This is a genomic window from Erythrobacter sp., from assembly GCF_030066995.1.
Taxonomy (GTDB): domain Bacteria; phylum Pseudomonadota; class Alphaproteobacteria; order Sphingomonadales; family Sphingomonadaceae; genus Erythrobacter.
Genome location: NZ_JASJAP010000002.1, coordinates 15800 through 41296 on the forward strand (window position 1 = coordinate 15800; position 25497 = coordinate 41296).

Below are 25497 nucleotides of genomic sequence, written 5' to 3' on the forward strand. Positions count from 1 at the left end.
CTAACTCGCCTCACCATTGGCGGCGGCAAGCTGAAGAACCGCAGGATCGAGCGCGCGCTTGACCTGCCGGATATGCGAACGCATCGCCGCAGCGGCGAGATCGGCGTCGCCGGCATGGATCGCCTCTATAATCCGCCGATGCTCTGACAATGTTTCGACTGCCCGATCATTCTCGGGCAAGGCCAGCCGACGCAGCCGGTCAAGCGGGGCGCGAATGGCGTCCACGAAGCGCAGCATGCGCTTGGCGCTTGCGGCCTCGAAAAGCATTGCGTGCAGTCGCTCGTCGAGGTCGTAAAAGCCGCTCAGATTGCCTTTCGCCAAGGCCGCTTCTTGCAGCTCAAGATTTTCAGCGAGCCTTTGCCGCAATCGGTCGTCCACCCGCTCGGCGCATTCAGCCGCGATACGCGGCTCGATAACTTCGCGCGCCATCCAAGCCTCCCGGATGGCGTCAGGCCTGATGGGCGCAACGAAAGTGCCATGCTGCGGACGGATCTCGACCAGCCCTTCCTCGCGCAGGCGGGCAAGCGCTTCTCCAACGGGCGCACGCGAAACGCCCAGCTCCTCGGCGACGCGTTCCCGATCGATTGGAGTGGCTGGCGGCAGTTCGAGCTCGCGGATACTGCGCCGCAGGCTCTCATAGACAGCTCGATTCTTCGACGATCCCGGCACGACACTCCCCGTGGGCCAAGTCCTTAACGCGGATTGGCGCTAGCATGAAGGGTACCTTCGCAAAACCGTGACTAAAATGTCAATACCCCCTCAAGAGTCGCTTTGAAAGCCTTCGCGGCGCTTGAAATCGATCTGTAACATGTTAATCAGAGCCATGGGCGTCGTCGAAAATCCCACGTTAAACGCGCCGGTTGGCCTTCTTTTGCACCCGGATGACAACGTCGTTGTGCTGACGAAGGCGGTCTCAGCCGGTCAGGAGGTGATGTCAGGCGTGCGCGCGATCGAGCGCGTGGCCTTCGGTCACAAGCTTGCGCTTTGCCGCTTCGAGCCAGGCGATGCCGTGATCAAATATGGTCAAGTCATCGGCGAAGCGCTGGAGGCGATTGAGCCCGGCGCTCATGTCCACGATCACAATATCGCCGTGACCAGCAAACGCGTGGGCTATGCGACGCTTGAGCCGGTGTCTGCTGAGAGCGCCGCCATCGAACCCCGTTTCTTCGATGGCTATCGCCGCGCATCGGGGAAGGCCGGAACGCGAAACTATATCGGTGTGCTGACCACCGTGAATTGTGCGGCAACAGTCGCGCACATGATTGCAGACAGGATAGCGCAATCCGACGAGTTTCGCGCGATCGACGGCGTTGATGGAGTGGTCCCGATCACGCATGGCGGGGGATGCGGCATGGCGGCGAGCGGTGAAGGCTTTGACGTGCTTTCCCGTACTCTGTGGGGCACCGCGCTCAATCCCAACTTTGCTGGCGTCATGGTTGTCGGTTTGGGCTGCGAGATTATGCAGATCGCGCGGCTTTCCAAACTGTCCGGTCAGACGCCCGAGCATTTCCACGCCTACACGATCCAGCAGGAGGGGGGCACGCGCAAGGCGGTCGAGCGCGGAATTGCTCAACTGCTCGAGATCGCCCGGGAAGCCGGCAAGGCGAAGCGCGAGACCATACCGGCATCCGAGCTTGTTCTGGGTCTGCAGTGCGGTGGCTCGGATGCTTGGTCGGGGCTTACCGCCAACCCGTCGCTTGGTGCCGCCGCCGACCGGATCGCGGCACATGGTGGGACGGTCCTGCTGTCTGAGACACCCGAGATCTACGGCGCCGAGCACCTGCTGATGTCGCGCGCGCGCAGCGCCGATGTTGCTGAGAAGCTTCAAGCGCGATTGGCCTGGTGGGAAGACTACACCCGCCGAAACGGTGCGGAGATGAACAACAACCCATCGCCAGGCAACAAGCTGGGCGGACTTTCGACAATTCTCGAAAAATCGCTCGGTGCGGTTGCCAAGGGCGGAACGAGTTCGCTTAACGATGTGATCGAATACGGGGAGCCGGTGGGGGAGCGCGGGCTCGTGTTCATGGATAGCCCGGGCTACGATCCATGCTCGGTGACCGGGCAGGTCGCGTCGGGTGCGAACATGGTCGCATTCACGACGGGCCGAGGATCGGCCTTCGGATCGCGCCCCACTCCCTGCCTGAAACTCGCGTCGAACAGCAATCTCTACGAACGCATGCAAGAGGACATGGATGTTGACTGCGGTCCGGTACTCACCGGGGAACGCACGGTCGACGAAATGGGGCAGGCCATCTTCGACGAGATTCTGGCGAGCGCGTCAGGGCGGGCCACCAAGAGCGAGGCGCTCGGCTACGGGGGGCAAGAGTTTGTCCCCTGGCAGATTGGTGCTGTGATGTAGGATGAGCAAGGGGAGGGGGAAAAGTCGATGGCTGATGCGGTCCATACAGCGCCAACTGGCGTGATGGCGACAGCCACGAGCGCTTCGGACCGCCCCATAAGCAGGGCGCGGGCGTGGGGTATTGTCGGCGTGCTTATCGTTGCTGCCGTGCTTTCCTTCATGGATCGCCAGATCCTGAGCCTGCTGGTTACGCCCATCAAACGCGATCTTGACATCAATGATGTTCAGATCGGCCTGCTGCAGGGCTTTGCGTTCAGCGTCTTCTACAGCCTGGCCGCGGTCCCGCTGGGCTGGCTGGCCGATCGTCGCAGCCGAAAGTGGATTGTGACCGTTGGCGTAGCTGGCTGGTCCTTGATGACGGCTGCGTGCGGCCTCGCCCAGAACTTCCTCCATATTTTCCTGGCTCGGATGGGTGTCGGCGTCGGCGAAGCGACGCTCTCGGCATCGGGTCACTCGATGATCGCCGACCTGTTCGAGAAGAGAGAACTCTCGCTCGCGATGAGCATCTATGGTGCTGGCGTCGCGATCGGCGCAGGGATTGCGTACATCGCCGGCGGATTGCTGGTTGAAGCTCTTGCCGCTGCTCCGCCGATGAATTTCGCCGGGCAGGAATTCGCCTCGTGGCAAGCCGTGTTCGTGATCGTCGGTTTACCGGGTGTTGTCGTCGCGATGCTGATCGCGATTGTGGTCAAGGAGCCCAGCCGCACCAATCTCCAAACCGCGGCTGATAGTGGCAGTTCCGTGAGCCTCGGATCGTTCAGCCGCCAGCACGCCGGCCTCATCACGCGTTTTATCCTTGGCATATCCATGCTGACCGCGGGCGGATATGCGAACCTTGCATGGCTGCCGAGCTTCTTCGAACGCACCTTCGACTGGACCACGGCCCAAGCCGGCGTGACGATTGGCCTGTTGCTGCTTCTCGCAGCTCTGCCCGGGGGAATAGTGTGCGGTGCGATAGCGTCACGCTGGGCAGACCAGGGCATTAGCGATGCCCCGATGCGGTTCATGGCGCTGTCATCGGCCATCGTCGCTCCAGTACTTTTCGTCTGTTTCTTGCTGCCCAGCCCCTTTCTGGTGATCCTTGCGCTCGTCTTGCCGATGGGGATCGGCACGGCTTACGTCGGCTTGGCACCGGCTGCCGCACAATCGGTCGCGCCAGGGGAGTTGCGGGGACGGCTAGCCGCGTTCCAGCTTCTGCTGACCAGTCTGATTGGCATGGTGACCGGCCCGCTCATCGTTGGACTGCTGACCGAATACGTTTTCCAGGATCCGCTGAGGCTCAACGTCGCTCTGGCTATCACCATTCCTGCGCTGAACGTGATTGGCGCAGCGTTTCTCTTTTCTGCGCTGCGACCGTTTCGCGCCGCTCTGGAGCCGTTGGCGACCGAAGAGGTCTCACCTTGAAGTTTATATGACTCTGGGCGCTTTCCGCGCCACCTGGCCAGTTAGGGACTGGACCGGACAGAAACCGACCAAAGGAGGGTAAAAATGGTCAAATCATTCAACCGCAAGTCGAAGCTCCTTGGAGCATCGGCTCTTGTGCTCGCCTTCGGGGGAGTTCTTGCAACGCCAGCAACCGCGCAGGAAGTGGGAGCGGAAGAGGCGTCCGAAGAGGACAACGTGATTATCGTCACCGCTCGTCGCCAAGCCGAACCGCTCGCGGAGGTTCCGGCGTCGATCGATGTCTTCAGCGCCGAAGAAATCGAACAGCAAGGCATCTTCGACTTCGGTGACCTGGCGCTGCGTTCTCCCAACGTGACGATCTTCGAGGGGTTCAATAACCCCGCCGATACAGTGGTGACGATCCGCGGCGTACCCGGCCGGGCCGGGATTTACGTGGACGATGTCTTTGTCGGCAATGCGGGTGGCATCAACACCCTGCTCGTGGACATCGAGCGGGTCGAGATCGTTCGCGGTCCTCAAACCACGCTGTTCGGACGCGATGCGCTTTCCGGCGCCATCAACACAGTCACGCGCAAACCGGGTGATGAGTTCGAAGGTTCATTCCTTGCGCGCTATGGCGCTTACGATCTTACACAATTGGGCGGATCGCTGAGCGGCCCCATTACGGAAGGTGTCTCGGCCAAGGTTGCGGGCGGCTATCGCACACAGGACAGCTTCGATGAAGTGCGAGGACGCGGTGACGACTTCAATGTGATCGACGAGTTCATGGTGGTCGGCCAACTCAAGTTTGACGTAACCGATAACTTCACCGCGCTGTTCAATGTCGATTACCTCGAGAACGAGCAGGTCACGGGTCTCTCCGATGTCTCACGCGACATTCCCAACGATCCCAACGCCGCGATTTTCCGCATCGGCGCCAACGATGGCGATCCGTTCGACCGGGTTTTGCCGGGGCGCGATGTTCTGCCCATCCTCAATCGCGAAGTGGTGAGCGGTTACGCTCGCCTTGAATGGGAACTGGGTGATTTCGAACTGCGCTCGATAAGCGCCGTGCGCGATACGAAGACCGAATTGACCCGCGACGGCGACAATTCTCAATTCGATATCATTTCAGGCTTTCGCCCAAGCGACGATAATCAGTTCACACAGGAACTGACGCTGTTTTACGATAATGGCTCGAACTTCAGCGCACAGTTGGGCACGTACTTTTTCGACAGTGAAAACTCGTTCGCGGATTCGAATGATATCGGGGCGGATTTTCCGTTCCCGCCGCCAATCCCCAATCCGATCCTGACCGAACAGCAGGCGGCAGGGATCGATGCGAGTATCCCGGGAGCAAATGTAACGCAGACGCTGGCGCCGTTCGCGCCTGGCGGCTTGTTCGGCATTCTGACGCCCGGTCGGTACTCATCCGATCCGGTGTTGCAGCAGGTGCTCATGCTTCCGATCCCTCCCCTTCCGGATGGCGGGAACCAGACGACTTTCTCGGACACCGAATTGCAGAGTCTTGCCTTCTATGGCCAAGGCACCTGGAACCCGATCGAGCGTCTCGAGCTCAGCGCCGGGCTGCGATACACCCGGGAAACCAATCAAGCCTCGCTTACCACAACCGCCGATGGGCTTACTGCGCTCCTGCTCTTCGGTGACCCGACGGGTAACTTCTCGGTCGGGCCGGTTGAGAGCGAAGAGGCGGTCGACAATATCTGGACGCCAAGTTTCAGCGCCAAATTCGACGTTACCGATACGGTCAGGGTCTATGCATCCTATGCTGAAGGCTTCCGCAGCGGCGGCTTCAACACGGCGCCTGTCGGTCCCACGGAAACCACATTCGATGAATCGCGACGGTTCGAGCCTGAAGAGATTCAAGCCTACGAAATCGGCCTCAAATGGCGTGCACCTGGCGGAAGAGCGGCGATCAACGCGGCTGCCTTCATGCAGGACTACAACAACTTCCAGCGTGGCTTTACCATCATCGACAATGTCGGAAACCGGGTCAGCCTGACGGAAAACACTTCCGCGTCGGTCGAAGGCTTTGAGATCGATGGCTTTATCGAGCCTATCGATGGCTTCACGCTTTCGGCTGCCTATGGGTATCAGGAATCGACCTATGACGACTATCCGGGGGCGGCCATCAACATTGCCGGGTTCGGTACCGTGCTGGCGGACCTGACCGGCGAGCAGCTTCCCAACGTTCCGAAGCACACCCTGAATATCGTGGGAGCTTATGAACTCGACTTGTCCAGTGACTGGTCGTTGCGGTTTGGAGGGGACGCGCAATATCGCAGCAGCTACCGCAACCGCGATGCGTTTACCGGTACGCAGACGGTAATCGATTCGCAGAACAACGAAGTCGAGGCGGAAGTCGATCCGGAATCGTTTGTCGACGCGACAACCATCTTCAACGCCAACGTCGCTTTCACAAACGAGCAACTCGGCCTTACCGTGACAGGGCGCGTCTTCAACATCACCGACGAGGTGTTCAGCACCGGTGTCGACGTGAACGTGTTCTCCGGGGTGGTTTCGCAATCGCTTAGCGCACCTCGGACCTGGACGATCGAAGTTCTCAAGCGGTTTTAATCGTTTTTGAGCGGCAATTATGAGCCGACCGCGTATGGCATTCGCCGACGCGGTCGGCTTCTTTTTAGATGGTGGCCGCTGCCATTTGTACAGTTAGGAGGATCGCTGCGATGAGCCTGCCATATCGGCAAATCCATCTCGATTTCCACACCTCGGAGAAGATCCCGGAGATTGGCGCCGACTTCAACGGGGCCGACTTCGCCAGGACACTCAAGGATGCGCATGTCGATTCAGTGGTTCTGTTCGCGAAGTGTCATCACGGATGGTCCTACTACGACAGCGAAGTGGGCCAGCGGCATCCCCAGCTCGACTTCGATCTCCTGCAAGCACAGAGCGAAGCATGCAGCGCAGAAGGGATCCGAACGCCCATCTATTTGTCCGTAGGTTGGGACGAACAGGCCGCCTTCGCAAATCCCGGATGGCGACGAATTCTACCCGATGGCACATTTCACATGGCGATGGGCAAGAACCTCGACCCGATGTGGTCCTACCTTTGCCTCAACACGCCCTATCTGGATTATGTGCTCGCGCAGATTGAGGAGATCGCCACCCGCTTTCCCAATGCGGACGGGCTATGGCTCGACATCGTGTTTCAGCATGAATGTTGCTGCAATTATTGCCGCAAGGGGATGGACGAGGCCGGGCTCGACTGGACCAGCGAGACCGACCGGCAGAGCTTCGCCCACGACGTGCTCCAGAACTATCTGAAGAAATCGGCAGAGACGATCCGGCGGATCAATCCGGACATGTCGATCTTCCACAACAGCTCGATGGTGCCGCGCGGCGACCGGCGCGTGTTCGACGACTTCTCGCATGTCGAAATCGAGGCTGTCCCGACCGGCGGATGGGGCTACGACCATTTTCCGATCTCGGCGCGCTATGTCGACCCTTTCGGCGAGCCCTATATGGGCGTCACCGTCCGGTTCGACATCATTTGGGGCGAACTTGGCGGGTACAAGCATCCCAAAGCGCTCGCGGGAGAGATAGCGACCATGCAGGCGCATGGCGCGCGCGCGTGTATCGGCGACCAGCTCGACCCGCGCGGCGTTCTCGATCCCAGCGCCTATGCGATGATCGGCCAGGTCTTTGCCGAGGCAAAAGCACGCGAGGCGCTGATCGAGGGAACGACCAATGTCGCGGAGGTCGGCCTGCTATCGAGCATCGCCGTGCGCGATCCCGGCTCGCTCTCTCGCGATGCTCGCCACATCGATGAAGATTACGGAGCGCTGCGGATATTGCAGCAATCGGGGTTCCTGTTCGACGTGATCGATTGCGACACGCGATTTGAAGATTACCCGCTCCTTGTCCTGCCCGATAAAGTCCGCATCGATGATGCGCTGGCAAACCGGCTGCAAGTCTATCTCGATCAGGGAGGGGCTGTGCTGCTGACCGGCGAGAGCGGATTGAAACCCGACTCAAGTGGGTTCGCACTCGACATCGGCGCACAGTTTGCCGGGCCGAGCCCGTTCGAGAACTGTCACATCATCCCCGAGCCCGATCTGCGGCCCGATTTCATCGACGATCCGTTCCTGATCATGTGCCCGACCTTGCGGATCGTGCCAACCGACGGGGAAACGCTCGGCAAGGTTTACGATCCGCAATTCAACCGCAGCCCACGCCAGTTCAGTGGCCATATCAACACCCCGCGCGAGCGCGAGCCCAGTTCCTTTTCCTGCGGCGTGCGCAAGGGCAAGCTCGCCTATCTGCCGATCCCGGTGTTCAGCCTGTACAAGCAATTGGGGCAGGCGATGGTGCGCGATTTCACGGCCAGGGTGATCGAAAGCCTGCTTCCCGACGGTCGACGCCTGACCACCAATCTGCCGTCATCGGCAACAACAACGGTGCGAGAAGGCGATGGCAGGCTTGTCCTCCAGCACGTCTATGCGCCGCGCGAATTGCGGGGTCAGACCCAGCTCGGCAATATCGAGGCGATCGACGCGCTGCCCTCGTTGGCGGACGTCATGTTCCAATTCCGCGAGGATCGCCCGGTCAAAGACGTGCGGTTGGGCGAGACGAGCCTCGATTTCCAGCAGCGCGATGGTGTTGTCAGCTTTACCGCCGAGCGCCTGCCCGGCACCGCTCAGATCGTGATCGCGTTGTAGCGGGCTTTTCTCGACTTCGTCGCCGGTCGGGGCCGCCAATCAGCCGCCCGCCTTTGCACTGCGCAGCTCCTCTATCGTCTCGAAAATGACCTCGAGCACCGGCTCGGGTCGGTCGATGTGGATGGAGTGGCTGGTGTTCGGAATCACGCGATACTCGCTGTTGGTCGAGAATTTGGTGATCTCGTAAGTGTAGCGAATATAGGTCTCGTTGCTGAAGTCGCCGGTCTCTTCGTTGAATTCGAAGTGTTCGCTCGCGACGAGAACCTTGAGCGGGATATCGCCCATCGGGCCCCGCAGTTCCGACATCAACACGTTGTAATCGTCGATGCTCCTCAAGCCGAAAATCAACTGCTCGTACTTTTCCGGGCTGCGGAGAGTGTCTTCGAAGGCTGCGCGATACTCGGGCACGAAATCGAGCGGGTTCACGATCTTGCGGCAGCGCTCATAGAGCGCCGGATCGGAAGCAAACCGATCCTTCTTGGCCGCCGCCTTGCACCCTTTGAAAATCGAAATGGCGTTTTCACGCCATTCCGGCTTCCAGTTGGGATATTCGAGGTCGAAGGTTGACCCATCGACAGCGATGATCCCCGCCACCTTTTCCGGGTGCGTCCACGCGAACTGACGCGAGATCATCCCGCCCGCAGACCAGCCGACCATCAAGTAGGGAGCGTCCTCCCCAGCGACTTCGAGCCACGTGTTGAGATCGCGCATGTCTTGGCCGGCAGGGCGATCGACCGGGCCAAGGTCGCTGAAATTCGATCCCGCGCGATCGTAGCTGCACACCCGTGTAACCTGGGCGATCCGGGACTGAATCCCCGCCCACGCGACCGCGCCCCAGCCACCGCCAGCCTCCAGAACCACGGTCGGATAGCCTTCACCCATGCAATAGGTGTTCAGTTTCTGACCATCGCCGATGTCCACCCATTCACCAGGCGCCTTGTAAAGGGCGGGTATCGCATCAGCGATTGCCTCTTGCTCCGGGGTGACAGGCGCGTCCTCATGCGGCTCGGCCGCGATCGTCTTGTCGCCAGGCACTGTCGCGCAGGCCACAATCGCCAACACCGAAGCCGCCGCTATCGCCAAATTCCTGCCCAGCATCATCCCCGCCTCCGTCACACCAATTGATTTTCCGATCAGAAACTGTAACCGAGTTCTGCCTCTTTTGGCGAGTGCAAAATTCAACAGACGTCTGACGAGTTGCAATTGAGCGGCGTTATGGCAAGGAAGCTCCGACCGGGCTGTCTTCGCCGACGAACCGGACCTCTAGAACGCAGGATCACCCCCATGGACACCTTTGCCAATTTCATCGCCGGAGAATGGCGCACATCGGATCAGACCTCCCGCAACATCAACCCGTCCGACCTCGACGATGTTATCGGCGAGTATGCGGTTGCCTCCCCCGCCGATGCGAACGACGCCATCAGCGCTGCCAGCGCTGCGGCGGACGCATGGCGTCACGCGACACCGCAACAGCGCTTTGACGCGCTCGACTTCATCGCGAGCGAGATCCTCGCGCGGAAGGAAGAATTGGGCGACCTGCTGGCTCGCGAGGAGGGCAAGACACGGCCCGAGGGGATCGGGGAGGCCGGGCGCGCCGGGCAGATATTCAAGTTCTTCGCGGGCGAAGCCTTGCGCGGCGGCGGCGATGTGCTGCCGTCCGTGCGACCCGGCGTAAAGGTCGAGATCACGCGCGAGCCTGTCGGCGTGGTCGGCGCAATCACGCCGTGGAACTTCCCGATCGCGATACCGGCGTGGAAAATCGCACCCGCGCTCGCCTATGGCAATTGCGTCGTTTTCAAGCCGGCCGGGCTCGTGCCAGGCTCAGCCTGGGCGCTCAGTGAGATCATCTCGCGCTCGGGCCTGCCCAATGGCGTGTTCAATCTGGTGATGGGATCGGGTGGCGTCGTGGGCGAAGCGCTTCTCAAATCCGACAAGGTCAACGCGGTGACCTTCACCGGCTCGGTCGAGACCGGCGCGCATGTGCTCGCAGCAACCTCTGCGCGCGGGGCGAAGGCGCAGCTCGAAATGGGCGGCAAGAACCCGCTGATCGTGCTCGACGATGCCGATCTGGACATTGCCGTCGATTGCGCGGTGCAGGGCGCGTTCTACTCGACCGGTCAGCGTTGCACGGCGTCGAGCCGCATCATCGTCACCGAAGGCATCGCGGATCGCTTTGTCGAAGCGCTGGCCAAGGCGACGCAGGCGCTGACGGTTGGTGACGCTCGCGACGGCTCGACGCAGATCGGCCCGCTGGCGGACGCTTCGCAACTGGCGAAGACCGAGGAATATGTCGCTTTGGGACAGGAAGAGGGCGCCAAGCTGATTGCTGGCGGTGCGCCGGTCGCAATTGAGGGCCGGAAGGGCTTCTTCTACGCGCCGGCCCTGCTCGACCACGCAACATCCGCTATGCGCGTCGCGCGCGAAGAGATTTTCGGTCCGGTCGCGACGGTTCAGCGTGTCGCGGACTACGAAGCGGCCCTTGCCGCGGCGAACGACACCGAATTCGGCCTGTCGGCGGGCATTTGTACGCAATCGCTCGCCAAGGCCGAGCATTTCAAGGCGAACGCGCAAGCCGGAATGGTGATGGTCAACCTGCCGACCGCGGGCGTTGACTACCATGTGCCCTTTGGCGGACGAAAGGCTTCGAGCTTCGGCCCGCGTGAACAGGGCAGCTACGCGCGGGAATTCTACACCACAGTGAAGACGGCGTACCAGCGCTCGGCATGAGACGCATATGAAGCTCTACGATTTCCCGCGCTCGTCTGCATCCTACCGCGTCAGGATCGCCTGCAATCTGAAGGGCCTCGAACCCGAACGTATCTTCATTAATTTTCGCGAGAATGCGCAGCGGTCCGGGGCCTATCTAGCGGTCAATCCCGCCGGGCTGCTTCCCGCTCTCGTGACGGAGACGGGGGAAAGTCTCGGCCAGTCGCTGGCCATATTGCGGTACCTCGACCACCTCGCGCCCGAGCCCGCCCTGTTTCCCAGCGATCCCATGGCCGAGGCGCGAGTGCTCGAATCCTGCCTGACCATCGCCTGTGACATCCATCCGCTGAACAATCTGCGTGTGCTCCAACATCTCAAGGGTGAGTACGGGCTCGATCAGGCAGCGGTCGACGACTGGTATCGGCACTGGGTCCGGACGGGTTTCATCACGCTTGAAGCGCTCGCGGGGCGTTACGCAGAGGGATACTGTGCCGGCGACGAACTGAGCGCCGCCGACATCTGCCTGGTGCCGCAAATGTTCAACGCGCGGCGCTTTGACGTGCCGCTCGACGATTTCCCGACGCTGGTAGCGATCGATGCTCGGATGCAGGAGATAGAGGCTGTGCGGGCCGCCGCGCCCGAGGCCTGATCACCGCACCGCTAGCGCTCCGCAAAAAACTCGCTCAGAACCTCAGCCGCCAGCTTCGGCTCACCGTTCTCATCGAAAATGCCCTTGCGGTTGTAGTAATCCTGGATGCCCGAGAGCGGGCGGCGCGGCGAGCGCATGTCCTTGAGCATCCACGGTGAAATCCCCGCAACGCCCGGAGAATTGGCGACCAGCTGCAATTGCGCAGTATAGACCGCCGCCTGATAATCTTCGGTCCACAGATCGAACGTCTCGCCGCGTCGCCCGCGCAAAGCTCCCGCGCCGAACTCACTGAGGACGAGCGGCTGCCCCGAGGACGCTTTGAGCGACATGTTGGGGATGATCCCCATGATCACCTTGCGCAAAGTCGGCTCGTCGACGCCGAGCAGCGGCGCAAGCAGGGCGGCGTCGTACCAGCCCAGATACTGATTGTAGGAGAGGATATCGAACGCATCCTCGACCGGATCGGAAATTTCGGCCGCGAAGATCTCGGGCGGCAACTGATCCCCCTTGTTCTGCAGAACGGCACCGACGATCCGGGCATAGGTCTCCAGCGATTCCCTTGTGGAGATGGCCGCCGCCGATACCAGCCGCGTCGGGTCTTCGCTGCGCACATGCGCCGCCAGATTGCGCAGGAAGGCGTTGCGCGCGTCTCCGATCGGCGTTTCGTTCGCGACCGACCAGACAATGACGGAGGCGCGATTGCCGTCCCGCGCGATCAGCTCGCTCAGCTGCTGCTTGGCATTGGAAAGAGCCTTTTCGCTGGCGAAATCGACCGCCCAGTAGACCGGAATTTCCTCCCACAGCAGGATGCCGAGTTCATCGGCCACCCGCGCCATGTGGCGATTGTGCGGATAATGCGCGAGCCGCATGTAATTGCCGTTGATCTGCTTGATCCGTTCGAGCGTCGCGCGCGCGTCAGCCTCGCTGCTCGCCCTGCCTTCGCTGCTTATCAGCATCTCATGCGCGCTGATCCCTTTAAGGAAAATGGGTTCGCCGTTGAGCAGGATCCGGTTGCCCTCGACGGCGACGGTGCGGAAGCCGATGCTCTCGCTCACCGACTCGTACTCCGACGTGATCGACACGCGGTGCAAGGTCGGCTGTTCGGGAGACCAGAGCTTGCGCGGTGCACGCAGCCTTAACTCGGCATAGCCGTCAGCATCGGTTGTGACGCTCTTCTTGCGCCCCCCTTCGATCGCGACACTGACTTGCGCGTCAGCGGCGCCGGGGCCATCCACCTGGACCCATCCCGTCGCGTAGCGCGGATCGGCGGGATCGAGCTGGAGGCGGAAATTCTCCACATAGGTCGCCGGCGTTTCGACCAGACGCACTTCGCGCGTAATGCCGCCGTAATTCCACCAGTCGTAGCGAAGGCCGGGCAACGAAGTGGTTGTGGACCGGCTATCCACCTTCACGACCAGGGAATTGCGCCCCTCGGCGAGTTGCTCGGTCACCTCGACGGAAAAAGGCGTAAAGCCCCCTTCGTGGCTGCCCGCTTCCTTTCCATTGAGGTAGACCGTCGCGCGCAGGTTGACGCCGCCGAAGTGCACGAAATAGCGGCTTTCAGGGTCGATTGTGTCCTGCTCGAACACCCGTCTGTGCCAGATTATTCCCTCGTAGAAGAGCAGTTCCGGCACTTGCGTGTTCCATGGGCCCGGAACCTGCAATTTCGGCGCGGCAGTGAAATCGTACTCCAGCAACCGGTCCGTGTGATCGACCTGCTCGTCGAGCCAATAGCCGCGCGGGGTGGGGACGCCGTTGATGTTGCTGCCGCCAACATCCTGCGGGTCGACGATGTAATCCCACGGCCCATCGAGCGATGTGGTTTTGCGACCCTCCAAAAGGACAGGGCCTGCGAGCGCAGGCGTCGCGATCAGCGCCATCATTGTCGCACAGGCAGCAAGCAGAAACCTTAGCATCACGTACTCTCCCAATCGGTCACTCAGTCGGCGAAGAAGGCAACAAGACGCCGCGCCAGATCCTCGCCCACATCCTCTTGCAGGAAGTGCCCCCCGCCCTTCAGTATCTCATGCGGCAGGCCAGCGGCACCGGGAATCCGCTCGATCATCATTCGCTCCTTGCCATAGGTCACCGGATCGCCATCGCTGAACAGGGTGAGGAACGGTTTCTCAAAGGTTTCGAGCGAGCGCCACGCGGCCCGGTTGTCGATCGCGCCGGGAATGGTCGGATTGTGCGGGACAAGCTTGGGAAAAAGGTTCGAGGCGACCTTGTATTCCTCGCTCGGGAACGGCGCGTCATAGGCGGCAATTTCGGCGTCCGTCAGAGTGCGTGCGCTGCCCATATTGGCGACCTGACCCACCGGGATATCCGTCATGCTCTGCGAAAAATTGAGCCAGGCGAAAAAGCCCTCGGGCATGCCGGTGCCATCGGGAAGCGCGGTGTTGCCCGCGCACACCTTGACGAAGCGATCGGGCTCCGCTGCGACGATGCGCAGACCGAGCAAGCCGCCCCAGTCCTGACAGAACAGGCGGCACTCGGTAACGCCCGCCGCCTCGAACCAGCTGTTGAGCCAGGTCACATTGCGTGAATAGGAATAGATCGCCGGATCGGTCGGCTTGTCCGACTTGCCAAAGCCGATGAGGTCGGGCGCGAGCACGCGGTAGCCACCTGCAACCAGGATCGGGATCATTTTGCGGTAAAGGAACGACCAGGTCGGCTCGCCATGCAGCAATACAACGGTAAGCCCCTCGCCCTCATCGACGTAATGCTGCCGAAGCGCGCCCAGATCGGGATCGGTGATCTCAAGATAGTTCGGCGCGAACGGGTAATCGGGCAGGCCCTCGAACCGTTCGTCCGGCGTGCGAAGGACGTCATCGCTGGGCATATCTTTCCTCATTTCTTGTCGCGGCGCTGCGGTCGCAGGCCGTGTTGGATTGGTGGACTTTCGTCACGCCCGGATCGCCTCGGCAAGCTCGCCGACCGCAAGGTCGATCTCGGCGCGCGTGTTGTAGGCGTGGGGCGAGAAGCGCAGGCTACCGGCTCCCGGAGTGAGCGCTATTCGTTTCGCATCCCACATCCTTTGCGCGGCCATGACGGGGCGCGGCGTGTCGAAATAGGCGCGCACGATGGGGCCGAAGAGGCCTGGAGAGCCGGGCTCGCCGACGCGGACCTCAGGCAATTCGCCGAGCCGCATTCTCAGATAATCGGTCAGCGCACGGACTTCTTGCTCGATCACCTGCAAACCGATTTCCTCGATCCGTGCGATGGTGGCGGCGATCCCGGCGAGCCGAGCGTCGTCTCTTTGACCTAGAGCCTCGAAGCGCCGCGCGCCCTGCGGTGTGGCGCCGTGCGAAAGCCAGTAGTTCACGCTCTGGATCGGCGACGCGACGCGTTCGAGCGCATTCGGCTGGACATAGAGAAAACCAGCCTCGATCGGCCCGAGCATCCATTTGTGCGCGCTCGCTGAATAGGATGTGCAGCCGAGCGCCTGGAGGTCGAGCGGGCGCCATCCGAAACCTTGCGCCCCATCGATATGAAGCCAGATATCGTGCGCTTCGGCGAATTCGGCGAGCTTGCGCACCGGCGCTTCCAGCCCGGACCGGTTGCTGATTTCGCTGACGGCGATGACCCTGGTTCGCGGCGTGATCGCTGCCGCGATGGGTGCGATGATATCGGCTTCGCTCTGCGCGTCGATCGGTGTCGGCAAGTCCCGGACCACGATGCCTTCGCGCGTGGCGCGGGCTTGCCAGGACAGCCGGTTGGACTGATGGTTCTGATCGAAGACGATGACTTCATCGCCCGCCGACAGCGCCAGGCCATGCGCGATCAGATTGTTGGCTTCGCTGCAATTGCGCAGCAGCGCGATGCCGTCGGCAGGAGCGCCGACAAAGGCGGCGAGCTGTGCCCGGACGGCCTCGGACATCTCCTGGAACCGATCCCGATTCTGAAAGCTGGGATCTTCCCGAACCGACCTTGCAAGCTTTTCCATGGCCTCCTGCGCAACCCGGAAAGCAGGCGTGAGGTTCGCCGCGTTGAGCAGCACCAGACCAGGTTCCAGGGTGGTGTCGGACAAGAGCGCCGTTGACCCGCGATCGGCGTAGGCAGGGCGGTACGCGACGCTGGCTGCGCTCCCGGCCAGACCGACAGCCATGAGGGCGCGGCGGGATAAGGGCAAGGGCAGGCGAGCGCTCACAGCATCAGATTCCAACTGGTCAGAAACAAAACGGCGGCAATCCAGTATCCGCCGAACAGCCCTGTCAGGGCTTTGACTGCGAGCCCGTTCGATTGGCGGAAAGACGCCCCGCCAAGCAGGGCGAGAGCCACCAGCGCCAGCACAGTCGCCACATAGGGCTGCGCCATCAGCCATTGCGTCGAGGGATCGGGACCAAAACCCAGCGCATCGATATTGAAGCTTCCGGTTCCCGCCCCGTAGGACACCAGGAACCATCCCAGCATCCCCAGGCTCGCAACCCCCGTCACCATACCCGCCGCAAGGCCCATGCGCCCGGCGCTCACCGCCCATATCGCCGACGCCGCCAAACCAACAGCGAGCGCTCCACCAAGCCACCAGCCCCAATCGAGCATGGCCCGCGCGGTGCGAATATCCTTCATACCCGACATGCGGACATTGTCGCGGGTGGGCTGGCTCAAGCGAGCGAAGGAAGTCGGGTCTTCGCCCTCGCCCTCAAAGAGGAAGAAAACATCGCCGAACTCGCTCGCATCGCTGCCGGTGATCTGGCGGAAGCGGTCCTCGCCCGCCCATTGCCAGCGCGTCGTGCTGCCCCAACGGTCGATCTCGATCAGGCCCGGACCCACGACGCGCACAATCGCCTGATCGGCCGCGGAGGCAAGCGCCCCGAAGGACCCGAAGAAACTGCCTGTGGTCTGGTACGCGCCTTCATATTTCAGCAGGCTCTCCTCAGCGGGCGGTGGCGGCAAAGCATCGCGCGGGGGCGCGGGATAATAGCGATCCAGCAGCAAATAGAGCGGATTGGTGATCGCGCCGCCCGTCTGGTTGGAATTGTAAGCGAGAAACACGCCAAACTGCTCTTCTGGAAGGATCGTCAGCCTGCTGAACGCATAGCGCAGTCCGCCCGTGTGATACCAGCCGGGCCGCCCGTGAAGGGTTTGCCGCACAAAGCCGAAGCCCATGCCGTTGACGCGCGGATCGCTGCTAGCAAGCTCTGCCTGAGCCCGCTCGATCCATTCAGAGGACAGAACATCCGGGCGCGGCTCCGCCTCCATCATGAACGCCATGAATTTGGCCATCGCGCCTGCCGAAGCGCTGATCGCACCGCCTGGGCTTGCGGACACCGTCTCGAACGGCTTGGGCTGCGGCACACCGCCCGCATCCCCGTAGGAGGTGACCACGAGCGGCTGCAAGGGATCGGGCACGGGCTGCCGGGCGCTCGCGTATTCCATGCCGATCGGCCGCAGCACGCGATCTTCGACATATTGGTGGTAGGGCATGCCCGTCACCTGCTCGATGATCCGTCCCAGCAAGACATAGCCGTGGTTCGAATAGGCGGGATAGGCGCCGGGTCTGCGAATCTGCTGCGGGAGCGTGTTCTCGATGACATCGGCGAGAGGCGGTGCCGGAGTGCCGTCGGGATGGAAGACTCCGTAGCGGGCGTCCTCAAGCCCCGATCGGTGGGTCAGCAAGTGCCGGATCGTGAGCGTGTCATCAAAACGACGCCCGGGAATGGGGCCTAGATAGGATTCGATATCCGCGTCCAGATCGATCTCGCCAGCCTGAGCCAGCTGGGCGATAGACAGGCCGACAAACAGCTTCGAAATCGAAGCGAGGCGGAACATCGTCAACGCGCCATCGACCGGTCTTTGCTTCTCAAGATCGGCAAAGCCATAGCCCTTGATCAGCAACGGCTCGCCTCGGTGGACAATCGCAACAACGCCGCCCGGTGCACCGGTCGCGCGAAGCTGCGCCTGCATCAGCCCGTCGACAAAGGGCTCAAGATCGGAAAAATCGGGATCGGAAGGTGATTGCGCCATGACAGTGCCCGACATTCCCAGCAAAAGGCATGTCGCAAACAGCATCGCCAGCCATTGGCGCATTGGCGCACTCCCCGGTCGGTCGGACCGCCAACAATCCAGCAAAAATCGGATTGCATTTCCCAAGTCGCCCTTGTTAGGCGCCGCGGGATATTTTCCAAGTGGAAAATAAGTTTCGGAGACACACGATGATCAAGCGTATCGATGAAAACCCGCGGATGAGCCAGGCTGTGATCCACGGCGGCCTCGTCTATCTGTCCGGCCAGATCGATCCATCAATGGCGCCGAGCGTGACCGGTCAAACGCGCGCGATCCTCACCCGCATCGACGATCTGCTCAAACAGGCCGGGTCGGGGAAAGACCGCCTGATCGGCGCGCAGATCTGGCTCACAGACATGCGGTGCTTCGATGAGATGAATGCCGTGTGGGACGATTGGATCGGTGGCCAGAATGCCCCGGCCAGAGCAACGGTCGAAGCGCGTCTGGCGCATCCGGACTTGCTGGTCGAAATCGCAGTGACCGCAGCGCAGTGAGGCCGATCGACAATTGGCGTGAGGGCCACCTGGCTCAGGAATGAGGGCCACTTGGCTCAGAAATACGTGCGGATACCGCCGACGACGTTATAGTGCCGGTCCACCTCGAACAGCAGCGGCCAGCGATCGAAGGCGCCGCACGGATGGGAAACGCCAAATCCGACGAGATCGCCTAGCCGCAGGTCGGCCCCCTCGTCGATTTTCATGTAGCAGTGCTGATCGTCCAGCCGGTCCACAGCCCAGGCCTTCGGTGTCGCCTGCGGCCGTGTCATACCGGCGCGAAACTGCGCCACGGGCTGCGGAAGCCGGACATCAAAGGGCGCGTCCCGCTTGCCCAGTGTCAGGATCGCCAGGCCCGGTTCTGGCAGCGATTGCACCGCGGCCCACACTTCGAGTGCGGGCTGCAGCGTTCCATGCGGCAGAATGGGCCCAGACCGGCCAGCCATTTCGGCGAGCAGGTCGGTGTAGAACCCGCTGTCGTGGCTGATGTAGCACCCGGCCCGCAGCACCACTTCGAACCCCTTCGGGGCCGTGTCGCCCGCCAGTATCTTGGCGACGATATCGAAGAAGGCTGATCCCCCGGCGGTCAGCAAGGGCTTTCCGGGCGCGAACCATCCTTCGTCCTTCGCCACCGCGCCAACCTCGAGCATAAGTTCCATCAGCGATTCGACCTTGTCGACCGGAGCATCGGTGCGGCTGCCGCGAATGGCGCCCTCAAAACCCTCCACACCGCGCAGCGCCAGCCCGTCGGACGCCGCGACCGCTCGCGCGACGGCGAACGCCTCCTTTGCTGAACGCGCGCCCGTGCGCCCGCCAGCCAGCCCGCATTCGACAAGCAGCTGTAGCGGTCGGCCTATCGGATGCCGCCCCACCATCGATGCGAGCATCTCGACCCCTTCGACCGAATCCACCAGCGCGTAGAAATCCAGCTCCGGTAGTGCGCGCAGGAGCGCGAACACTTCCGCAATATTGCGCTTGCCGACCAACTGGTTGGCGAGGAGAATGCGTTCGACCCCGAAGTGGGAATAGATGCGGACATGCGCCGGCGTCGCGGCGGTCATGCCCCAGGCGCCGTCGGCAAGCTGGCGTTCGAACAATTGAGGCGCCATGGTCGTTTTGCCATGAGGCGAAATCTTTGTGCCGGTCGCCTTGAGGAAGGCGCGCATCCAGCGCCGGTTGTGCTCGATCATGTCACGCTTGAGCACAGCGCATGGCAGCATCAGGTCGCCATCCAGCAGGCTCCAACCCTGCGCCCCCAGATCGGCAACGCGCACGCTCCCCGAGGTCGGCGCCCCAAGGAAGCGCCAATCGACTTCCTCGTTCAGCAAGCCGCTCAAGCCGGGATCTGAGTCAAGGTCCGGATCAATATCTGCCATAGCCGCTCCCTTTTCTCCAGTTTAAGCGACCTACGGATTTTCCGAAACGAAAAAATCGCCGAAATCCGAAAATCTTGATCGTTCGAAGCTTTGGATCAGCCAGAGAGGCTCTCTGGCATTTTCGGCGCTAACGCAAATCCGCGAAATTGGGGGTAGAGCTTGGCGCGCGCCGCAAGCGCCTCTTCGAAACGGTCAGCGATAACGACCCCGCCAAGTCGTCCCGAAGCCCCATGCGGCGTGCTGCGGGCGTGGAGCGTGTCCGGCGCGATCACGTTGATCGCGTAGCTAACCCTCAATGGTAGGCTGTGCCATCGCAGCCCCTTTTTTCCGAACGGAAAACACCCTATCGGAACCTTGCGATCGCCCAAGCGCCGCTATTGACGCCGCCAGCGCTTCGCCGATAAATAGTGCGACGTCTGATCATTATCGCAGCTTTTGCATAAGGATCGATAGCGCAGCAAAGGAAGTGCCACGATGATCGTCGATTGCCACGCCCATGTCAGCGCCCCGGCCAAGTTATGGGCTTACAAGGCAACGCTGCTTTCCCACCGCGGCGCGCACGGGCGCGGCCATCTCAAGATCAGCGACGATGAAATCCGCGCCGCGGCCAACACGCCTGAGACCTGGGAGCACGGCCATCTCGACTATCTCGATATCGTCGACACGACCATCCAGCTCTTGAGCCCGCGCCCGTTCCAGCTGATGCATTCCGAAAAGCCGGGCAAGCTGGTCCACTGGTTCGTCGAGGAATGCAACAATGTGATCCACCGGCAAATGGGTCTGTTCCCAGGCCGGTTTTTCGGCATTGCCGGTCTGCCGCAGGAAGCGGGCGAGCCGATCGAGGGCGTCCTGCCCGAGCTTGAGCGCTGCGTGAATGAGCTGGGCTTTCGCGGCTGTCTGCTCAATCCCGATCCGTTCGAGAACGGTCCGGGCGAAGCGCCGCCGTTGGGCGATCGTTACTGGTATCCGCTTTATGAGAAGCTGTGCGAGCTCGACGTGCCCGCGCATATCCATGCCACCTCGTCACGCTCTCCGCGGGTCGACTATTCGACCCACCTTATCAATGAGGAAACGGTCGCAGTGCTCGGCCTGCTGCGCAGCCAGGTGTTCGACGATTTCCCGCAGCTCAAGATCGTGATGTCGCATGGCGGCGGCGCGATCCCTTACCAGCTCGGGCGGTGGGATGCACCGAGCGTCAAGCGCGGCGGCCCGCGCCTGAAGGACAAGCTAAAGCTGCTGTGGTTCGACACCGTGCTCTACACGCAGGACGCGCTTGAATTGCTGCTTCGGACGGTCGGCCCGGAACGCTGCCTGTTCGGCGCCGAGTGTCCAGGCGTGGGCTCGACCAAGAACCCCGATACGGGCCGGTATTTCGACGACCTGAAACCCGACATCGAAGCCATCGACTGGCTCAGCGACGCCGAGCGCGAGGCGATCTTCTGGGGCAATGCCAATAAGGTCTTCAATCTCGGACTGGAGAAAGCCGATGGCTGATATCGTTCTGGGCCTGTGGACCTCGCACGGCCCCACGCTTTCGACGACGCCGGAGCAATGGCTCGCCCGCCTGCCCGCCGATCACAAGAACAAGCGCCTGTTCTGGCGCGGCACGCCTTACGACTTCGAAGGCCTGACCGCCGAGCGCGCCGGAGATGGCCTCGACGCCGTCGTCACCATCGAAGAGCGCACGCGCCGCCACGCCGCGTGTCAGGTGATGATCGACAAGCTGGCTGAGGCCTGGGCCGATGCCGCGCCCGACGCCGTGGTGATCTTCGGCAACGATCAGAAAGAACTGTTCCTCGACAGCGTGATCCCGGCGCTCACCATCTACAACGGCGAGAGCTTTTATGGCGAGCCGCCCACGCCCGAGCAGGAAGCCAGGATGCCGCCGGGCATTGCGGAGGCGGAATGGGGCTGCAAGCCGCGCACCCGCACCGAATACGCGGCCATGCCCGAGCTTGCCAACGCGGTGATCGCCGAACTGATGCAATCGGGCTTCGACCCGGCGGTCTCCTCGCGCCTGCCCGACAATCCGGGCCACTGGTCAAGCGGCATTCCGCACGCCTTCGGTTTTATCATCGAACGGGTGATGCGCGATCATGTCCCGCCGATCCTGCCGATCATCTCCAACACCTTCTTCCCGCCCAATCAGCCCAGCGCCGCGCGCGCCTTTGCGATGGGGCAAGCGGTCGGCCGCGTGCTCAAGAGCTGGGGCGAAGGCAAACGGATCGCCATCGTCGGCTCGGGCGGGATGAGCCATTTTGTCATCGACGAGGATTTCGATCGGCAATTCATGGACGCGTTCCAGCGGCGCGACGCGGAATTCCTCACCGGCATCGATGAGAGCATGTTCCAGTCGGGCACATCGGAGCTCAAGAACTGGATCGCCGCCGCAGGGGTGCTGTTCGAGACCGATCTTTCGGGCGATATCGTCGAATATCAGGGCTGTTATCGCTCGAATGCGGGGACGGGCACGGCCAACGGGGCGATCCTGTGGAGCTGAGCGACATCCTCCGGCGGCTGAGCGGGCTCGATGCCTGCGCCGTGTCCGACGCGTGCGACAAGCTTGGCCTGTCGCCCGCGCAGAGCGGGTTAGCGCCACGCACCGGGACCGCGCGCCTGTCGGGCCGGGTGATGACCTTGCGACTGGCCGAAGGACCGCCGCCCGCCGATGCGCCGCCGGTGCATCTCGGTTCCAACGCGATCAACCGCGCGCAGCCGGGCGATATCATCGTCGTCGAACAACGCAGCGGAGTCGATGCGGGCTGCTGGGGCGGGATCCTTTCGAACGGGGCGAAAACGCGCGGCATCGCCGGTGTCATCGCCGATGGAGCGGTGCGCGATGTCGATGAGGCGGCCGCGCTCGACTTTCCGATCTTTGCGCGCGCCACCACCGCCCGCACCGCCCGAGGCCGCGTCCACGAAGCCGAAACCGGTGGGCCGGTGACGATCGGCGAGGCCACCGTCAACGCAGGCGATTTCGTGGTCGTCGACGGATCGGGCGCGGCGTTTATCCCGGCGGACCGGATCGCAGACGTGCTGGTGGCCGCCAGCGAGATCGCCGCCCGCGAGGCCGAACTCACGCGTGCCGTGCGCAGCGGCGTTCCGATCGATCAGGTCATGGGCGGCAATTACGAACATATGCTGGAGGACACGCCATCATGAGCGACACGCTGGTCGAACGGGCCGCCGCGATTGATACCGCGACCCTCTCCGATGCGCTCGACAAGCTGGGCATTGCCGGGCAATGCCTTGGCATCAAGCCGCTCGATCCGAAATTCCGCTTGGCCGGGCGCGCGTTCACGCTGCGCTATGTCCCGGTTGGTGGAGAGCCGGGCACGGTCGGTGACTATATCGATGACGTCGCGCCCGGTTCGGTCTGCGTGCTCGACAATGCGGGGCGCGAGGATGCGACCGTCTGGGGCGATATCCTGACTTTCGTCGCCAATAAGCGCGGGATTGCCGGAACGGTGATCGATGGCGCCTGCCGCGACACCGCGCTTGCCCGCGAGATCGGCTACCCGCTCTATTCGCGCAGCTATTCGATGCGCACCGGCAAGGACCGGGTGCAGCTCGACGCGGCGCAAGTGCCGGTGATGATCGGGGGCGCCGAGATTGCTCCGGGCGACATCCTGATTGGCGACACCGATGGCGTGATCGCGATCCCGCAAGCGCGCGAGGAAGAGGTTGTGACGCTTGCTGAAACCATCTTTGCCGCCGAAGAACGCATCCGCGAGGCGGTCGCGGGCGGCAAGCGGCTCGATCAGGCGCGCAAGGACGAAGCGTATCACCTGCTGCAAAGGCGCGACGCGTGAGTTTGACCGATCAACAGATTGCACGCGCGGCTGCGATATCGGCGGCGACGCTGCACGAGGCTGCGGGGCGCAAAGGCGCTTTGCCCTCCACGCTCAAGCCGGTAGCCCCGGAGATGAAGCTGTGCGGGCGCGCCTTTCCCGCGCATGGGCCGGCGAAGGACAATCTCTGGCTCCACCGCGCGATCTACGCTGCGCAGCCCGGCGATGTGATCCTGTTCGATCCGCAAGGCGCACATGAAGCGGGCTATTGGGGCGAAGTCATGACCGAAGCGGCCAAGGCGCGCGGGCTTGCCGGCCTCGTCATCAATGGCGGGATCCGCGATGCCGCGCGGCTCGCCGAGATTGGCTGGCCGGTGTTCAGCGCCAATGTCTGTCTGGCGGGGACGGGCAAGGACCAACAGGGGCGCGGCAGTCTGGGCGATCCGCTGTTCTTCGGAGACGTGCTGGTGAAACGCGGCGATCTTGTGCTGGGCGATAGCGACGGGATCGTGGCGCTGCCTTCCGAGGGGATCGATGCCGCGCTCAGCTCGAGCGAAGCGCGCGACGCGGCGGAAGTCGATCAGATCGCACGGCTGCGCGCAGGGGAGCGCACGCTCGACCTGTTCGGGCTCGGCGAACTGCCCTCCTGACCCGCTGCTTTGCCGTTCATTCCACGCCTGCGATAACCGGCTTGCCCGCCCGCTCGATCGGGCCAATGCCGGGCGACCATTCTTCGCGATAGGCGTTGTAGGCTTCGAGCCAGTCGGCGCCTTCGGGGCGCAGCATGTTGCCGGAGCGTATGGCGCTGAAGCGCTCGGGCGACAGGGCCGAGGCCCCTTTCGCACCATCATCCGCCAAAGCGCGCGCTTCGCGCAAAAGACGGCGGCGGCAGATCGCGATCATCCGGTCGCTCGATCCCAGATGCTCGCGCGTGCGATCCTGGATCGGCCCCATGCTCTCGGTGATCGCCTGATCCTGAAGCGGAATGCCATCGATGCCGGTGTAATTGGCTCGCGATCGGTCCATGCCGTAATCGTTGGCGGCGTTCTGCTTGACCCGCCACCGGCCCAGCCAATCGCTGGTGTTGGGGAGGTAATCCCAGCCGATCGTCCCGCCCGGCATCGGCTTGCCATCGGCGTCGCGGGTCAGCGGTACGTCGCCATGCCTAAGCTCGATCAGCCAGACATGATGATCGTCCGCCGGAACCCAGGCGCGCAAATGCGCCGCGCCACTGTCAAGCTGGAACGGCGGCGTCATGGCATAGAATGGCAGGATGAACTGCCCGATCCGGTGGTAGGTCTCGGTCGGGCTGCCCTGACGATAGGCGTCGTAGAGCGCGCCGTAGTCGGTCTCGACGACCTCATAGCGCGGCGCGAGATCGAGCTGGCGGTAATAGTTGATCGAGCCCTTCGGAAAGGTGTCGGCCGGGATACCGCCCAGATGCAGAAAGCCGACATGGCAGGTGTCGATATCGCCTTCGAGCGCCTGTAGCCAATTGCACTCGCGCAAGGTGATGCTGGCGACGCATTCCTCCGCCGGGCGCTGATTGACGTCGAATTGCGGAAAGGGCGGCGGTGTTTCCTCGTCACCCAGATAGAGCCAGACGAGCCCACCGACTTCGTGGACGCGCGCTGCGGCGAGCTTCAGCCGCTTGGCAAAGGCGCGGCCATCGGGCTCGGATGGAATGTCGACGCATTGCCCGGTCACGTCATATTTCCAGCCGTGATAGACGCAGCGGATGCCCTCCTCTTCATTGCGCCCAAAAAAGAGCGAGGCGCAGCGATGCGCGCACAGATGATCGACGACGCCGACCGCGCCCGACTCGGTTCGGAACGCCACCCAGCGCTCTCCGAGCACCTGCAGGCGGACCGGCGCGCCGCCCGCTTCGAGCTCGGACGACAGCATCGCCGGGAACCAGAACTGCCGCATATATGTGCCCATCGGTGTGCCGGGTCCGGTGCGGGTGAGCAGCTCATTGTCGATTGCATGCATGGTTAAGTACCTCTCCCGTGTCTTTCAGTCGCTTTGGG

21 protein-coding genes are annotated in these 25497 nt (G+C 62.5%); 12 read left to right on the forward strand and 9 right to left on the reverse strand.

Going from position 1 to position 25497, the window contains the following annotated elements; genetic code table 11:
* The gene (locus tag QNI87_RS06340) at window positions 1–669 is read right to left on the reverse strand and encodes a GntR family transcriptional regulator (RefSeq protein WP_300595346.1); all 669 of its coding nucleotides are present in this window, start codon (window positions 667–669) and stop codon (window positions 1–3) included.
* Between the two features lie 139 nt (window positions 670–808).
* Between QNI87_RS06340 and QNI87_RS06345 the strand changes: the two genes are divergently transcribed.
* From QNI87_RS06345 to QNI87_RS06360, 4 genes are all read left to right on the forward strand, one after another.
* Complete coding sequence (locus QNI87_RS06345; RefSeq protein WP_300595347.1) at window positions 809–2362, forward strand: altronate dehydratase family protein; 1554 nt, start codon at window positions 809–811, stop codon at window positions 2360–2362.
* 27 nt (window positions 2363–2389) lie between these two features.
* Window positions 2390–3766 (forward strand): MFS transporter, encoded by a 1377-nt coding sequence (locus tag QNI87_RS06350; protein WP_300595348.1) that lies wholly within the window; start codon window positions 2390–2392, stop codon window positions 3764–3766.
* An 84-nt stretch (window positions 3767–3850) separates the two neighbouring features.
* Window positions 3851–6343, forward strand: a complete 2493-nt coding sequence (locus tag QNI87_RS06355; protein WP_300595349.1) for a TonB-dependent receptor — start codon at window positions 3851–3853, stop codon at window positions 6341–6343.
* A 110-nt stretch (window positions 6344–6453) separates the two neighbouring features.
* On the forward strand, window positions 6454–8445 hold the full coding sequence (locus tag QNI87_RS06360; protein WP_300595350.1) for an alpha-amylase family protein: 1992 nt from the start codon (window positions 6454–6456) through the stop codon (window positions 8443–8445).
* A 39-nt stretch (window positions 8446–8484) separates the two neighbouring features.
* Here the strand turns inward: QNI87_RS06360 and QNI87_RS06365 are convergent, their stop codons facing one another.
* Window positions 8485–9546, reverse strand: coding sequence for an alpha/beta hydrolase (locus tag QNI87_RS06365; RefSeq protein WP_300595351.1), 1062 nt, complete (start codon window positions 9544–9546; stop codon window positions 8485–8487).
* Between the two features lie 183 nt (window positions 9547–9729).
* On the opposite strand from QNI87_RS06365, the gene QNI87_RS06370 reads away from it, so the two are divergent.
* Together QNI87_RS06370 and maiA are read left to right on the forward strand one after the other, a co-directional pair.
* A complete protein-coding gene (locus QNI87_RS06370) occupies window positions 9730–11172 on the forward strand; it encodes an aldehyde dehydrogenase family protein (protein ID WP_300595352.1) in 1443 nt (480 codons plus the stop codon).
* A gap of 7 nt (window positions 11173–11179) precedes the next feature.
* On the forward strand, window positions 11180–11800 hold the full coding sequence (gene maiA, locus QNI87_RS06375) for a maleylacetoacetate isomerase (RefSeq protein ID WP_300595353.1): 621 nt from the start codon (window positions 11180–11182) through the stop codon (window positions 11798–11800).
* An 11-nt stretch (window positions 11801–11811) separates the two neighbouring features.
* Here the strand turns inward: maiA and QNI87_RS06380 are convergent, their stop codons facing one another.
* From QNI87_RS06380 to QNI87_RS06395, 4 genes are all read right to left on the reverse strand, one after another.
* On the reverse strand, window positions 11812–13716 hold the full coding sequence (locus QNI87_RS06380) for a glycoside hydrolase family 2 TIM barrel-domain containing protein (protein ID WP_300595354.1): 1905 nt from the start codon (window positions 13714–13716) through the stop codon (window positions 11812–11814).
* A 23-nt stretch (window positions 13717–13739) separates the two neighbouring features.
* On the reverse strand, window positions 13740–14642 hold the full coding sequence (locus QNI87_RS06385; protein WP_300595355.1) for a haloalkane dehalogenase: 903 nt from the start codon (window positions 14640–14642) through the stop codon (window positions 13740–13742).
* Window positions 14643–14705: 63 nt separating this feature from the next.
* Window positions 14706–15950, reverse strand: a complete 1245-nt coding sequence (locus QNI87_RS06390; RefSeq protein WP_300595356.1) for an aminotransferase class V-fold PLP-dependent enzyme — start codon at window positions 15948–15950, stop codon at window positions 14706–14708.
* Window positions 15947–17830, reverse strand: coding sequence for a serine hydrolase domain-containing protein (locus tag QNI87_RS06395; protein ID WP_300595357.1), 1884 nt, complete (start codon window positions 17828–17830; stop codon window positions 15947–15949). The genes QNI87_RS06390 and QNI87_RS06395 overlap by 4 nt, the downstream gene beginning before the upstream one ends.
* Window positions 17831–17955: 125 nt before the next feature.
* Here QNI87_RS06395 and QNI87_RS06400 point away from each other — a divergent pair, with 125 nt between their 5' ends.
* Window positions 17956–18300 carry a RidA family protein gene (locus QNI87_RS06400; protein WP_300595358.1) on the forward strand — a complete coding sequence of 115 codons (345 nt, stop codon included), beginning with the start codon at window positions 17956–17958 and terminating at the stop codon, window positions 18298–18300.
* Between the two features lie 56 nt (window positions 18301–18356).
* Here the strand turns inward: QNI87_RS06400 and QNI87_RS06405 are convergent, their stop codons facing one another.
* Together QNI87_RS06405 and QNI87_RS06410 are read right to left on the reverse strand one after the other, a co-directional pair.
* A complete protein-coding gene (locus QNI87_RS06405) occupies window positions 18357–19676 on the reverse strand; it encodes an alanine racemase (RefSeq protein WP_300595359.1) in 1320 nt (439 codons plus the stop codon).
* A gap of 95 nt (window positions 19677–19771) precedes the next feature.
* Window positions 19772–19972 (reverse strand): hypothetical protein, encoded by a 201-nt coding sequence (locus tag QNI87_RS06410; RefSeq protein WP_300595360.1) that lies wholly within the window; start codon window positions 19970–19972, stop codon window positions 19772–19774.
* A gap of 178 nt (window positions 19973–20150) precedes the next feature.
* Here QNI87_RS06410 and QNI87_RS06415 point away from each other — a divergent pair, with 178 nt between their 5' ends.
* From QNI87_RS06415 to QNI87_RS06435, 5 genes are read left to right on the forward strand one after another with little or no spacing between them, the layout of a single operon-like run.
* Window positions 20151–21170, forward strand: a complete 1020-nt coding sequence (locus QNI87_RS06415; RefSeq protein ID WP_300595361.1) for an amidohydrolase family protein — start codon at window positions 20151–20153, stop codon at window positions 21168–21170.
* Window positions 21163–22176, forward strand: coding sequence for a protocatechuate 3,4-dioxygenase (locus tag QNI87_RS06420; RefSeq protein WP_300595362.1), 1014 nt, complete (start codon window positions 21163–21165; stop codon window positions 22174–22176). The genes QNI87_RS06415 and QNI87_RS06420 overlap by 8 nt, the downstream gene beginning before the upstream one ends.
* Window positions 22167–22838: an RraA family protein gene (locus QNI87_RS06425; protein ID WP_300595363.1), complete on the forward strand. Its 672-nt coding sequence runs from the start codon at window positions 22167–22169 to the stop codon at window positions 22836–22838. Before QNI87_RS06420 ends, QNI87_RS06425 begins: the two co-directional genes overlap by 10 nt.
* The gene (locus QNI87_RS06430) at window positions 22835–23488 is read left to right on the forward strand and encodes an RraA family protein (RefSeq protein ID WP_300595364.1); all 654 of its coding nucleotides are present in this window, start codon (window positions 22835–22837) and stop codon (window positions 23486–23488) included. The genes QNI87_RS06425 and QNI87_RS06430 overlap by 4 nt, the downstream gene beginning before the upstream one ends.
* On the forward strand, window positions 23485–24117 hold the full coding sequence (locus tag QNI87_RS06435) for an RraA family protein (protein ID WP_300595365.1): 633 nt from the start codon (window positions 23485–23487) through the stop codon (window positions 24115–24117). Before QNI87_RS06430 ends, QNI87_RS06435 begins: the two co-directional genes overlap by 4 nt.
* A 16-nt stretch (window positions 24118–24133) precedes the next feature.
* On the opposite strand, the gene QNI87_RS06440 is transcribed toward QNI87_RS06435, so the two are convergent.
* Window positions 24134–25459 carry a Rieske 2Fe-2S domain-containing protein gene (locus QNI87_RS06440; RefSeq protein WP_300595366.1) on the reverse strand — a complete coding sequence of 442 codons (1326 nt, stop codon included), beginning with the start codon at window positions 25457–25459 and terminating at the stop codon, window positions 24134–24136.
* Between the last annotated feature and the right edge of the window lie 38 nt (window positions 25460–25497).

Bases quoted from the DNA above. Each gene is read 5' to 3' on its own strand.
- QNI87_RS06345 (WP_300595347.1), top strand. From the start codon at position 809: ATGTTAATCAGAGCCATGGGCGTCGTCGAAAATCCCACGTTAAACGCG.
- QNI87_RS06350 (WP_300595348.1), top strand. From the start codon at position 2,390: ATGGCTGATGCGGTCCATACAGCGCCAACTGGCGTGATGGCGACAGCC.
- QNI87_RS06355 (WP_300595349.1), top strand. From the start codon at position 3,851: ATGGTCAAATCATTCAACCGCAAGTCGAAGCTCCTTGGAGCATCGGCT.
- QNI87_RS06360 (WP_300595350.1), top strand. From the start codon at position 6,454: ATGAGCCTGCCATATCGGCAAATCCATCTCGATTTCCACACCTCGGAG.
- QNI87_RS06365 (WP_300595351.1), bottom strand. From the start codon at position 9,546: ATGATGCTGGGCAGGAATTTGGCGATAGCGGCGGCTTCGGTGTTGGCG.
- QNI87_RS06370 (WP_300595352.1), top strand. From the start codon at position 9,730: ATGGACACCTTTGCCAATTTCATCGCCGGAGAATGGCGCACATCGGAT.
- maiA (WP_300595353.1), top strand. From the start codon at position 11,180: ATGAAGCTCTACGATTTCCCGCGCTCGTCTGCATCCTACCGCGTCAGG.
- QNI87_RS06380 (WP_300595354.1), bottom strand. From the start codon at position 13,716: ATGCTAAGGTTTCTGCTTGCTGCCTGTGCGACAATGATGGCGCTGATC.
- QNI87_RS06385 (WP_300595355.1), bottom strand. From the start codon at position 14,642: ATGCCCAGCGATGACGTCCTTCGCACGCCGGACGAACGGTTCGAGGGC.
- QNI87_RS06395 (WP_300595357.1), bottom strand. From the start codon at position 17,830: ATGCGCCAATGGCTGGCGATGCTGTTTGCGACATGCCTTTTGCTGGGA.
- QNI87_RS06400 (WP_300595358.1), top strand. From the start codon at position 17,956: ATGATCAAGCGTATCGATGAAAACCCGCGGATGAGCCAGGCTGTGATC.
- QNI87_RS06405 (WP_300595359.1), bottom strand. From the start codon at position 19,676: ATGGCAGATATTGATCCGGACCTTGACTCAGATCCCGGCTTGAGCGGC.
- QNI87_RS06415 (WP_300595361.1), top strand. From the start codon at position 20,151: ATGATCGTCGATTGCCACGCCCATGTCAGCGCCCCGGCCAAGTTATGG.
- QNI87_RS06420 (WP_300595362.1), top strand. From the start codon at position 21,163: ATGGCTGATATCGTTCTGGGCCTGTGGACCTCGCACGGCCCCACGCTT.
- QNI87_RS06430 (WP_300595364.1), top strand. From the start codon at position 22,835: ATGAGCGACACGCTGGTCGAACGGGCCGCCGCGATTGATACCGCGACC.
- QNI87_RS06440 (WP_300595366.1), bottom strand. From the start codon at position 25,459: ATGCATGCAATCGACAATGAGCTGCTCACCCGCACCGGACCCGGCACA.